Source organism: Candidatus Symbiopectobacterium sp. NZEC151, assembly GCF_025962655.1.
Lineage (GTDB): Bacteria > Pseudomonadota > Gammaproteobacteria > Enterobacterales > Enterobacteriaceae > Symbiopectobacterium.
Genome location: NZ_JAGFPE010000001.1, coordinates 1684431 through 1697494 on the forward strand (window position 1 = coordinate 1684431; position 13064 = coordinate 1697494).

7 protein-coding genes and 2 tRNA genes are annotated in these 13064 nt (G+C 56.9%); all 9 read right to left on the minus strand.

Going from position 1 to position 13064, the window contains the following annotated elements:
* Positions 1-115 precede the first annotated feature (115 nt).
* Positions 116-202, minus strand: a tRNA-Leu gene (locus J5067_RS07605).
* 6 nt (positions 203-208) lie between these two features.
* Positions 209-282: transfer RNA gene (locus J5067_RS07610), tRNA-Cys, on the minus strand.
* Positions 283-493: 211 nt separating this feature from the next.
* Positions 494-1348 (minus strand): uroporphyrinogen-III C-methyltransferase, encoded by an 855-nt coding sequence (gene cobA / locus J5067_RS07615; protein WP_264650795.1) that lies wholly within the window; start codon positions 1346-1348, stop codon positions 494-496.
* Between the two features lie 17 nt (positions 1349-1365).
* A complete protein-coding gene (locus tag J5067_RS07620; RefSeq protein ID WP_264650796.1) occupies positions 1366-4032 on the minus strand; it encodes a nitrate reductase in 2667 nt (888 codons plus the stop codon).
* Complete coding sequence (nirB, locus tag J5067_RS07625; protein ID WP_264650797.1) at positions 4029-8156, minus strand: nitrite reductase large subunit NirB; 4128 nt, start codon at positions 8154-8156, stop codon at positions 4029-4031. The genes J5067_RS07620 and nirB overlap by 4 nt, the downstream gene beginning before the upstream one ends.
* A 15-nt stretch (positions 8157-8171) precedes the next feature.
* Entirely contained in the window at positions 8172-8966 is a 795-nt protein-coding gene (locus J5067_RS07630; RefSeq protein WP_264650798.1) for an ABC transporter ATP-binding protein, read from the minus strand.
* A 12-nt stretch (positions 8967-8978) separates the two neighbouring features.
* On the minus strand, positions 8979-9908 hold the full coding sequence (ntrB, locus tag J5067_RS07635) for a nitrate ABC transporter permease (protein WP_264650799.1): 930 nt from the start codon (positions 9906-9908) through the stop codon (positions 8979-8981).
* 2 nt (positions 9909-9910) lie between these two features.
* Positions 9911-11173: a CmpA/NrtA family ABC transporter substrate-binding protein gene (locus J5067_RS07640; protein ID WP_264650800.1), complete on the minus strand. Its 1263-nt coding sequence runs from the start codon at positions 11171-11173 to the stop codon at positions 9911-9913.
* A 440-nt stretch (positions 11174-11613) separates the two neighbouring features.
* Positions 11614-12903, minus strand: a complete 1290-nt coding sequence (locus J5067_RS07645; RefSeq protein WP_264650801.1) for a nitrate regulatory protein — start codon at positions 12901-12903, stop codon at positions 11614-11616.
* Positions 12904-13064 lie beyond the last annotated feature (161 nt).

The window sequence follows — 13064 nt, forward strand, 5'->3', positions numbered from 1 at the left end:
TTGATGTCGATAGAATTGTGTTGATACCGGGAGAGTACGGAACGAAGGAAAAGCTTGTAACTCGTGGATTTTAGACAAAAAAATAGACGTCTGTTGACGTCCATTGATGTGATGATGGTGCCCGGGGCGGGACTTGAACCCGCACAGCGCGTACGCCGAGGGATTTTAAATCCCTTGTGTCTACCGATTTCACCACCCGGGCGAAAATTGGAGGCGCGTCCCGGAGTCGAACCGAGGTGGGCGGATTTGCAATCCGCTGCATGGCCACTCTGCCAACGCGCCTTTATTCTGCCTATTGACCTGATACTTCTGGTCATATCAACAAGTTTTCACTTATAACTTATTGATTAAATAAGATTTTTTCATTTCCGTTTCAGGAATGGACGCTATTATGGACTGGTTACGTGCTGATGGCAAGCCCTTTGTCGCCGGGATAAAACCGAACGCTCAAAAGCTCACCACGGCAGCCCATTATTTACAACTCTCGCTGAATTTAACAGCAAAATGGCTGTTTAGTCGGCACAAGTTCATCAGTCCACTGCACAGCGATGTCATCATCCGGAGTCAGCGTCAATGCCGGGTAACGACAAAAACGTACAACATCGCCCACCACCAATAAACCTGGCGACTGAGGTTGATACTGCGCCAGCAGTCTCGGTAATGTCGCCAAGGTTGCGGTCAGTAGCCGTTGTTGTGGCTGAGTGCCACGCTCAATAATCGCTAACGGCGTGGTGCCTGCCATACCATGCGCAATCAGTTGCTGAGAAAGTCGATTGGCATGGCTCAATCCCATATAGAACACTAACGTCTGTTCGCCTCGCGCCAGCATCGGCCAATCAAGTGCGGGTTCACCCTCTCGGCTATGCCCGGTAATAAAACGCACAGACTGTGCACAATCGCGGTGTGTCAGCGGCAATCCGACTGCGGCAGCGCACCCTGTAGCCGCCGTGATACCCGGCACAATACAGCAGCGAATACCCTGATGCTGCAAGAAGTTCATCTCTTCTCCGCCTCGTCCAAAAATAAACGGATCACCGCCTTTCAGCCGCACCACTCGCTGCTGCGCTTGCGCCAACTCCGCCAGCAGTTGGTTGATCTGGGTTTGCGACAGTGGATGACGTCCACGGCATTTACCAACGTCAATACACAGTGTCGTCGCAGGTATCAATGCCATAACCTGCTCGGAAACCAAGCGGTCGTGCACGATAACATCGGCTTGCTGGATCACACGCAATGCCTTGATCGTTAACAGCTCTGCATCGCCAGGGCCAGCGCCCACCAGCCAAACATCGCCAGGGTTAACGGCCTCTCCTGCCGGAATCTGGCAGTTTTTCGTTACTTTTTTCATCTGTTACCTTTACCCCGTTATCCAGCATGCTGTAAGGCGATGGTTTCACCGTGTTGTCGTATCAATGCTTTAAGCTCAGGAATACAGGAACCGCAGTTGGTGCCGCATTTGAGCTGAGTGCCTAACGCTGCCGCCGTCTGGCAGCCACCGCGTATTGCCTGCATAATCGCCCCCTCCCCTACACCAAAACAGCTGCATACGGTGGCGCCCATTGCATCTTGTTCAGTGCAGGCGCCGCCAGACAGTAAAATTCGGCTGCGCTCCGCAAGCGGTAAATCGTCATTCAAAAGCGTCTCATAGATCACTGCGCTTGCTAGCACCAGCGGTTCGCGTTGTGCGTAAAACGCCATCACAGCCTGCTGACCTTGCCAACCAACGGCATAGAACAGCCCATCGCCACTCTGTGCCCATTGATAGGTCAGTTGCTGAAAGGTGCTCGCCATCGATGCGGTGTAACGCGCCAGCCATTGCCAACCGTCACCGAAAGGCTCACGCTCTGCCATACGATAATGACTGATACCCGTTGCCGTGATTTTGCTCCAGTAACCACAGGGAGGCGGAGGCTGTTCCCCCAGCAGGAAAATTTCGCCAAACCAGCGTGTGGCCCACGGCTGGATGCGTATTCGCGCGTGTTTACTTTCCGGTTGTCCTGAATGGGGATCGGTTACTGGCGCAATCAGGCTCCCTACGCGAGCTTGTCCACTAAACTGTTGATTCCAATGCATCGGAACAAAAACGCTGCCACGCTGTTGCCCGCTGTCCAACTGCGCCTTGGCTAACATCCATCCGTGCGCTGAGCTCAATCGCACAATCTCACTGGCGTGTATACCGTTGTCGGCAGCATCCTGCGGGTGCATCTCACAATAGGGTTCACTCAGGTGACGGAGCAAACGGGCGGCTTTTCCCGTTCGCGTCATGGTGTGCCACTGATCGCGAATACGCCCGGTATTGAGTATCAATGGATAGTGACGGTCAGGGGCTGCGGCAGGCAGGCTGGGTACAATCGGGATCAACCTCGCTCGCCCATCAGGGTGCCAGCATCGCCCCTCACTGAATAATCGCGCGGTTCCTTGAGTCGCATCCGCGGTGACCGGCCATTGAACCGGCGTTAACGCGTGCCATTGCGCATCGCTTAATGTTGCCAATGCGCTGATATCAAACGCACGCGTACCGTGATTCTCAAAACCAGATAGCGCTGCATGTTCGCGAAAAATCTGCGCCGGATGGGTATAGGAAAATGCGGCGGTGAACCCCAGGCGCTGTGCAACCTGGGTGAGTATCCACCAATCCGCGCGCGCTTCACCGGGCGATGGCAGAAAAGCCCGCTGGCGCGAAATACGCCGCTCTGAGTTAGTCACGGTGCCGTCCTTTTCTCCCCACGCCAATGCGGGCAGCAGCACGCGCGCGCATGCCGTGGTGTCGGTATGGCGCATAACATCTGAGACGATCACCAGCGGGCAGCGCTGTAGAGCACGCCGCGCCCGATCGGCATCCGGTAATGAGACTACCGGGTTGGTCCCCATAATCCATATCGCTTTTACTTCGCCTTGCTCAATCGCCTGAAAGAGCGGAACCGCGTTTAACCCAGGGTGTTGGGCCACACGGGTTGTTCCCCAGAAACGCCCAACGCGATCGATATCCTGTGGTGTAAACCCCATGTGCGCTGCCAGTTGGTTGGCAAGCCCCCCGACTTCCCTTCCCCCCATCGCATTCGGTTGACCGGTTATCGAAAACGGTCCACTGCCGGGATACCCCAGCTTGCCGCTAAAAAGGTGGGCATTGATGATGGCATTGCATTTATCACTGCCGGAAGACGATTGGTTGATCCCCTGCGAATAGACCGTCACCACGTTATCCGTGTCGGCGAACCAGCGGTAAAACAGCGTAATCTCTTGCTGTGACAACGCGCAAAAATCGGCGGTCTGTTCCGGTGTCCAGCGCTGTGCATGATCTAACGCCGTCTCGCCGTCGGTCAGGTCGAGATGGCCGCGCCGATCGCGCTGTGCCAAATAGTGAAGTAACCCGTTAAACAATCCCGCATCGCTGCCGGGACGCAGTGGCAAATGCAAATCGGCAATATCGCAGGTTGCCGTTCGACGCGGATCGATAACCACAACGCGCAGTGCGGGCCGCTGTTGTTTCGCCTGTAACAGACGTTGATACACCACCGGATGAGCCCAGGCGGTGTTGGATCCTACCAGTACCACCATGTCTGCTCGTTCGATGTCCTCGTAACTGCACGGCACTGCATCCGCGCCAAAGGCGCGTTTGTAACCCATCACCGCCGATGCCATACACAACCGAGAGTTGGTATCCATGTTGGCGCTGCCGATAAATCCCTTCATCAGTTTGTTGGCCACATAGTAGTCTTCGGTCAACAGTTGGCCTGATCCGTAAAACGCCACCGCCTGCGGACCGTATTGATCGATAATGGCACGCAACTCATTCGCCACCTTATCCAGCGCGTTATCCCAGGCAACGCGTTTGCCGTCGACCATCGGCCACAGCAGACGGCCCGCCAGATCGAGTGTGTCACCCAGCGCCGCACCTTTGACGCACAACCGCCCAAAGTTCGCCGGGTGCGCTTTGTCACCGCTGATGGCAACCTGCCCTTCGGCTGTCACCTCCGCCAGCACACCACAGCCTACGCCGCAGTAGGGGCATGTGGTGCGGCAGGTGTTCATGATGCCTCCGCGACAGGCGAAAACGATGCCATGGCGCGATGTGCCACCCAGATTTTTCCCTGTTCGACTTTCACCGGCCAGGCGCGAACCCGCAGGCAGTCATTATCAGAGCTGATGCCATCTTCAAGCCGAATGCGTTGTTTATAGAGCGGCGAAATAACCACAGGTTCACCGTCAACATCACCAACAATACCGCGATACAGTACGTTGACCGCGCTCCCCGGTTCATGGTTGTCCAACGCATAGATGTGTGGCACCGGCCCCGCCAGATGGAACAGGGCGATTTGCTGTTCCCCAACGCGTGCCGCCATGCCGGCGTTGGGTGGAATATCCGCCACGGTGCCGACGCAGGTCCAGCCTTCTGTGGTCAACGTCGCTTCAGCTGTAGGTATCGGCAGTGCATCGCGCGGTGCGGGGCGAGGTTGTCCGCGCTCAGCAATCTGCACCACACCTTCATCGGGCACGTCGCTATTGATAAAGCCACGAAACAGCGCCAGACGATCGGGGCTTTCCAGCGTGGTGCGCCATTCGCATTGATAACTGTCCACCACCCGTTGCATGTCACTTTCCAGCGTGTCGGCAACGCCCAGCACGTCATCAATGACAACCTCGCGCAGGTAGTCGATACCGCCTTCCAGATTATCCATCCAGGTGCTGGTGCGTTGCAGGCGATCGCCGGTGCGGATGTAAAACATCAACAACCGGTCGATAAAGCGGATCACGGTGTCAGTATCCAAATCACTGGCAAATAAATCCGCATGGCGCGGTTTCATGCCGCCGTTACCGCAGACGTAGAGATTCCAGCCCTTATCCGTAGCAATCACGCCAATGTCTTTGCTCTGCGCTTCAGCGCATTCACGCGTACAACCGGACACGGCCATTTTGATCTTGTGCGGGGCGCGCAATCCCTTGTAACGGTTCTCCAACCGGATAGCCAGAGCGGTAGAATCCTGCACACCGTAACGGCACCAGGTTGATCCCACACAGGATTTCACCGTGCGCAGCGATTTGCCGTAGGCATGACCGGTTTCAAACCCGGCGTCGAGCAATTCCTGCCAGATAGCAGGCAACTGTTCGACCCTGGCCCCGAACAGATCGACTCGCTGACCGCCGGTTATCTTGGTGTAGAGCTGATAACGCTGAGCCACCTGTCCAATGGCGATCAGCGCCTCGGGCGTGATCTCTCCGGCGGGAATGCGCGGCACCACTGAGTAGGTGCCGTCTTTCTGAATGTTGGCAAAGAAACGATCGTTGGTATCCTGCAAAGGCAAATGCTGCGGTTGCAGCAGATAGTCGTTCCAGCAGGAAGCGAGTATCGAGCCAACCAGCGGTTTACATATTTCGCAGCCACGCCCTTGCCCATGGTTAGCAATCAGGTCATCAAAGGTGTGGATGTCATTGACGCGAATCAAGTGATATAACGCCTGACGATCGTAAGCAAAGTGCTCACAGATGTCCTTTTTAACCTCAACGCCAGATTGCGTGAGCTCATACTCCATGACCTGTTTTACCAGCGCCACGCAGCCACCGCAGCCGGTTCCCGCTTTGGTACCGCTTTTTATCGCCCCCAATTCATGGCAACCGCTCGCCACTGCCGCACAAATATCCGCTTTGGTAACATTATGGCAGGAGCAAATCTGTGCGGTTGCAGGCAAGGCGGCTACACCCAGCCCTTTCGCCGGTGCGCCTTCATGCGCGGGAAGAATAAGGGTTTCTGGATGCGCGGATAGCGTCATGTCGTTGAGCTTCATTTGCAGCAGCGTGCTGTAGTCGCTGCTGTCACCGACCAACACCGCTCCCAGCAAGCGCTTGCCGTCCTGCGACACCACCATGCTTTTATAGACTTCACGTGGACCATCATGCCACTGATAGTGTCGGCTACCCACGGTTTTGCCGTGAGCATCACCGATAGACGCTACCTCGACGCCCAGCAGTTTTAATTTGGTGCTCATATCGGCACCGGTAAAGGGTTGATTCTGTCCGGCGAGGCTCGCCGCCACGCTGCGTGCCATCTGGTAGCCGGGGGCCACCAGCCCAAATACCTGCTGTTGCCAGCAGGCGCATTCACCAATGGCGTAAATGTTGGCGTCAGACGTTTGCCCGAGATCGTCAATCACAATGCCGCCGCGCGCGCCGATCTCCAGTCCCGCGTCACGGGCCAGTTGGTCACGGGGACGAATGCCTGCGGAGAACAGCACCAGATCGCTCTCCAGCTCACTGCCATCGGCAAAGCACAGGCGATGGCGTGCCGCCGAACCATCCACAATCGCCTGTGTGGCTTTCCCGGTATGCACCTGCACACCCAAGGCCTCAATCTTGCGCCGCAGCATCGCGGCACCGCCGTCATCCAGTTGCACCGCCATCAAACGCGGCGCGAATTCCACCACGTGGGTTTCCAGCCCCAGTTGACGCAGGGCATTGGCCGCTTCCAGCCCCAATAACCCTCCGCCGATAACCACGCCACTGTGCGATTGCGCGGCACAGTCAGCAATCGCATCGAGATCGTCCAGGGTGCGATACACCAGGCATCCAAGACGATCGCTGCCTGACAGCGGCGGCACAAAGGGATACGACCCTGTTGCCAGCACCAGTTGGTCATAAGGCGTTTCTTTTCCCTGAACATCGATTACGCAGCGGCGCTGACGATCAATGGCCGTCACTTCGCACTGGGTACGCAGCTCGATGTCATGACGTTCAAAAAAACCCGCTGACACCATAGAAAGATCGTCAGCGCTGCGTCCGGCAAAATATTCGGACAGGTGAACCCGATCGTAGGCAGGGTAGCGTTCTTCACCAAAAACAATGATGTGGTACTGCTGATGCAAACCACGCTCGACCAACTGCTCAAGAAAATGGTGGCCGACCATACCGTGGCCAACAACAATCAATACAGGTTTACTCATCATACGACTCCTCGCAGACTGCGGCACGGCTTCAACCGCCGTGGAAGAGAGACCAAATAGCAGAGGAGCAGGCTCAAGGGCTGCCCCCGCCTTCATCACCGACAACAGATGTGCACTGTCCCCGGCATCACCGAACAGCAGCGCGCCACGCAGGCGTCCGGCGCGAAAAATCAGTTGGCGATAACGCAGCGTCAGCGGATCAAACAGCGTGTGTACCTCGTCATCCGTCTGCGGCGTCAGCTCACCGGCACTGACCACCTCAATCCCGGTGACTTTAAGGCGCGTTGCCAGCATTTCTGAGTGATAATCCTCGACGGGGTGTCCCGCTAAACGCTGCGCCAATACCTGAGCCTGCGCCAGACAAGGCGCAACCAGCCCAAACGTTTCTCCCCGCAGCTCACAGCACTCGCCTAGCGCGCTGATCGCGCTATCCTTCGTGCGTAACTGCCCATCGACCAGAATGCCGCGCGCACAAGGCACACCGCTGTTACGTGCCAGTTCACACTCCGGCTGAACGCCGGTCGCCACCACCACCAACCCGGTGGACAGGCAGCGGCCATCGGTTAGCTGCACCTGTTCCACACGGGGGTTTCCCTGCAGCGCGGCGACCTCTACCGACATGAGGCACTGGATACCCCGTGTTTGCAGCGACTGCACCAGCAGCGCGCTGGCTGTCGCATCCAGTTGTCGGTCCATCAAGATCGAGGAACGATGCACTAGCGTCACCGGTGCACCTCGCTGCCGCAGCGCTGCCGCCGCTTCAATGCCGAGCAATCCCCCACCGATCACCACCACGGGAACCTTGGTGCTTACCGCAGCAAGCATGGCTTCGACATCTTGCAGGGTGCGAAACCCCACGACACCCTCCAGGTGAACGCCGGGCCACGGCGGCATCATCGGACGCGCCCCGGTGGCAATCACCAGATGGTCATAACCGGTTTCACCGCCTGACGTGACGACACAACGCCGTTCACGATCAATGTGGTATACGGCTTCCCCCAGGCGGTAACAAATACCGTGCTCGGGTGCCACAGCGGGCAACAGGATCTCCGTAAAGGATTTTTCGCCGCCCAGCACCGGGGAGAGCATAATGCGGTTATAGCTGGCGCAGGGTTCAGCACCGAACACCGTGATCCGAAAACACTGCTCTGCGGCGTGCAGCAGGTTTTCCACCAGCCGGGCGCTGGCCATGCCATTACCGATAATCACCAGTCGCTTCATGCTGCTACTCGCTTATCAGGCTGCTTTGGGCTGTTTTTCATACAGAAAATAGAGCACCTGCTGGCGATACTGGTGGTAGCGCGCATCGTCTGCCAGCGTGACGCGAGATCGCGGACGAGGCAAATCGACGGTCATGATCTCTCCCACCGTAGCCGCCGGACCGTTGGTCATCATCAATACCCGATCCGACAGCAATACGGCTTCGTCCACATCGTGCGTGATCAACACAATCGTGGTGTTAAGCCGTTGCTGAATGTCCATCACGGCATCCTGCAAATGCGCACGCGTTAACGCATCCAGCGCACCAAACGGTTCATCCATCAGCAGCACTTTGGGTTTCATCGCCAGCGCGCGCGCAATGCCAACGCGCTGCTTCATGCCGCCGGAAATCTCGTTAGGTCGCTTGTCGCTGGCGTGACTCATATGCACCAGATCAAGGTTGTGCAGAATCCAGTCATGGCGTTCCGCTTTGCTCATGGTGCGACGCAGCACCTGATCAACCGCTAGCTCTACATTCTGGTAGGTGGTGAGCCACGGCAGCAGTGAGTGATTCTGAAACACCACGGCCCGCTCCGGTCCCGGCCCGGTGATTTCGCGGTTATCACACAGCAATCCGCCGTCACTTGGCGCAGTTAATCCGGCGATCAGGTTGAGCAAGGTGGATTTGCCACAGCCCGAGTGACCAATCAGGCTGAGGGTTTCACCGGCCTGAATATCAAAGCTGACGTTGTCCAGGGCCAGAAACTCGCCGCTGGCGGTCGAGAAGCGCTGGCTCACCTGTTGAACTTGGATAATTGGCGTTGATGACATGGCGATATCCTCTTATTGGTTGTCGTAACTAAAACGTTTTGCCAACAACATCAGCCCCTGCTCCAGCAGCAACCCCACAACGCCGATAACCAGAATAGCGATCAAAATGTTTTCCACGTTCAGGTTGTTCCACTCGTTCCAGATCCAAAAACCGATGCCAATGCCCCCGGTCAGCATCTCGGCGGCAACGATCACCAGCCAGGCAATACCGATAGACAGGCGCACGCCGGTTAACACATGGGGCAGCACGGCAGGAAACAGGATTTTCCACATCAGGTTCCATTCGGAGAGGTTGAGCACGCGCGCGACGTTCAGGTAATCCTGAGGAATACGGCGCACACCTTCTGCCGTGTTGAGGATCATGGGCCAAATCGAACAGATAAAAATGGTCCAACTAGAAGCGGGTTCTGCGCGCTGAAACAGCAGCAAACCGATCGGCAACCAGGCAAGCGGGCTGACCGGGCGCAGCAGTGCGATAACCGGGTTGAGCATGCCAGCGAGAAAACGAAAGCGGCCAATCATAAACCCGGTGGGGATCCCCACCAGTGCGGCCAGCCCAAACCCGATAGCGACGCGTTTCAAAGAGGCCAATACGTTCCAGCCAATGCCCTGATCGTTAGGACCCGCGACATAAAAAGGATCGGCGAACAGCACGGCGGCTGATTGCGCCGTCTGCCACGGCGTCGGGAATCCTTCACTATTGAGCGCGGCCACTTGCCACACGCCCAGCAGCAGCACGATGCCCAACAGCGCGGGCAATATCGCCTGCGCCAGACGCCTGGCCTGAACCGGCCAACGAGGCGTCCGTAATGCTGGCGCGGAAACCGGGGGCGACGATGTTATGGGGCGAGCGGTCTCCGGGAGTGAGAGCACCTGCGCGCTGTGAGGCTCGGTTTCCACAACCTGTGCCACAATAGGAACAACCTGTGCCTGAACTTTCATGGCTAGCCTCGCTTATTCACACTAAAACCGTTGGCGTATCCCACCGGATCGCTGCCATCCCAGCGAATGCCGTCGATGAGCGTACTGCTGCGCATGTCGCTGCCCGGCAGCGGCACATTGCCCACGCTGCTGGCAGCCTGCTTGTAGAGTTCGGTACGGTTGATTTTTTTGGCTATCGCCAGATAATCCGGATCGCTATCGAGCAACCCCCAGCGCCGGTGCTGGGTCAGAAACCACATACCGTCAGAGAGATAGGGATAATTCACCGCTCCGTCGCGGTAGAAGCGCATGGCGTGCTCATCTTTCCAACGCTTACCCAGGCCGTTGTCGTAATTGCCCTGAATACGATCGACGATTTGCTCCGCCTTGGTATTGACGTAGGCGCGTCCGGCAATAACAGCAGCGGTTTCACGCCGATTGTCATCAGAAGCATCAATCCAGCGCCCGGCCTCCAGCACGGCGGCCGTCAGCGCACGGGCGCTGTGCGGATTTTCATCGACCCAGGCGGCGCGAGTGCCTAATACTTTCTCGGGATGATCGGGCCAGACCTCTTGCGACGTCGCGGCAGTAAAACCGATCCCTTCGCTGATGGCACGCTGGTTCCAAGGCTCACCCACGCAGCAGCCCACCATGTTGCCAATCTTCATGTTCATCACCATCTGCGGCGGTGGCACCACCACGGTGCGGATATCGTTAAACGGATGGATACCCGACGCGGCCAGCCAGTAGTAAAGCCACATGGCATGCGTACCGGTGGGAAAGGTGTGCGCAAAAGTGTGTGTGCCCGCCGGACTGGCGGCGATAAATTGCTTCAGTGACGTGCCATCGGTCACACCGGCATCACGCAGTGCATTCGCCAGCGTAATGCCCTGCCCGTTCTGATTCAGGGTCATCAGCACCGCCATATCGTGCTGTGGACCCGCCAGCCCAAGCTGCAAGCCGTAAACCTGGCCGTAGAGAATATGCGCGGCATCCAGCTCGCCGGAGACCAGTTTGTCTCGCACGGCAGCCCAGCTCGCCTCTTTACTCGGCACGATGCTGATACCGTATTTTTTATCGAACCCTTTTTCTGCGGCCATCACTACCGAAGCGCAATCGGTCAGAGGGATAAAACCAACGCGGATCGTGGTTTTCTCCGGTGCGTCAGAACCGGCCGCCCAAACGCTATTCATCAACCCCGGTAATAAAAAACTTCCGCCGAGTGCGGCACTTCCCGCGAGAAACTGGCGGCGGGAAAATGATGTGTTGTTTTTCGTCTCACTCATCAACGCGACCCTTACGTCAACAGCCGGTAGGACTGTAAAAAACAAAAAAGGCGTCCATAAGCCATGCGCGAACGCATGCTGATGGACGCCTTTGCCCGTGTTCCCCAGCTACCGCCGTTGGCAGAAGAGGAGCACTTAATCATGTTTACTGTATGAATCCGTTGCGATCCCCGAGGTTTCGCAATGACTCATCGCTGCACGAAGTTAAAAGCAACAACCATACCAACATCGGTGTAACACAAAAAAAACTGCAAATAGTGTGCGCTGAAACACCGTTAACACCATAACTTGCAGGGAGATAACCTTCACAACGCTAACGGTAAGGCCATTGCCAGCGAGCAGCCAATCGCTCTATAAGCTGAAATATGACGCACAGGATTGCACACTAATCTGGCAACGCACGCACGATTAGTGTGCATATAAAGCCGCTGACGACGGCGTCAGGGAGGGCTTTGGAACACATCGGCCACCGCCAACATGGCAGTGGCAATCTCCACCAGCTTTTTATTTTGACTCATCGCCAGACTGCGCAGCGTTTTATAGGCTTCATCCTCCGTCATGCCGCGATGCTGCATCAGCATGCCTTTGGCACGGTCGATTTGCTTGCGCTCGGTTAAAGAAGCGCGCATCTCGGTCAATGCGCTATCGAGGCGTTGCAATCGTCGTGATTGCGTCTGCACCAACGATAGCAAAGAGCGCCCCAACTGCGGACACACCCCATCGCTGCTGATCCACTGGGCTGCACTCTGTGAGGCCGCCATCTCTTCACCCGGCATAAACACCGAATAACCATGCGCATGGTCCTGCTGCTGTTCAAGCAAGCTTTCAACGCTGGCGGCCTGATCGCGGCAGGCCGCTTCTGCGGCCGCGATACGCTGCTGGCACAGCGCCATCAACGTTTGCTCCAGGGCATCTTCCAGGCGTTTCATCCCATCGATACGCGCCGTCGCCAGTGCAAACCAGCGCATGCTTTCCCCTGCATTCAGCGCGCCCGCTGCCGTGCGCGTGCAGGCAATACGCCGCAAGCGCTCAAACTCGCGGTCGGTGCCCAGTTGCTGCCAGCGAGCCTTGTTGTCATCATCGGCAAAATCGACAAAGGTATCGAAACACCGTTCTTGCCGTTCAATCAAATCCAGCAACGCCTGCTGGCGATCCGGGGTAAATGCGCCGGTGGCAAAGGCTGCTGCACCTAACGCGCGCTCTTGTCCGGCAAATTCTTTGCCCTGCATAAAGCTGAACATGGCAATCAGCGCCCGGGCAATGCCCGGCTCTGCGGCGGTATCAGACACCTCAAACACCAGCGCCAGCAGGTGACGAATGGTATCGTTGAAGGCAGTCATCACGTCTGGCTGAGACAGGCTGCGCTGCCGTAGCTTTTGGCGTAATGCCGGCAGCAAACTGAGGCTGTAAACCACACTCGCCGCTCGGCTGAACAGTCGACTCGCCTGAGGCAGCAAATCGGTGCGTTGTTCGAGTTGCAGCAGATGGGCCATCACCTGCGCTTGTGCCACACCGACATCCTGCTCGCGCAATCTCAGCTCGTCAGGCGCCACGCTCTGTTGCGCACACAAAAACAGGTTCGAAGTTCCGCGCTCCCGTTGCAGCATATGCACCAGTTGGCTTATTTTGCCAACCAACTCACCGCTTTGCAGCAGGCAGCGCAGGCTGTTCAGTTCACACTGCCGCGAGGTCATCAAAAATTGCAGGGTGGTTTCAGGGTTCGCTACCATCAGATTACTCCGCGCACAGGCCTTCTCATCAAACACACTGCTATCACAGCGGTGAGACAATTTATTGCAAAGATCGAGTATTGCAAAGATCGAGCCAACCTGTATCACACTGCAAATAAACAATGTTGCACAGAATAGTGTGACAGCAATCAAGCCGGTAA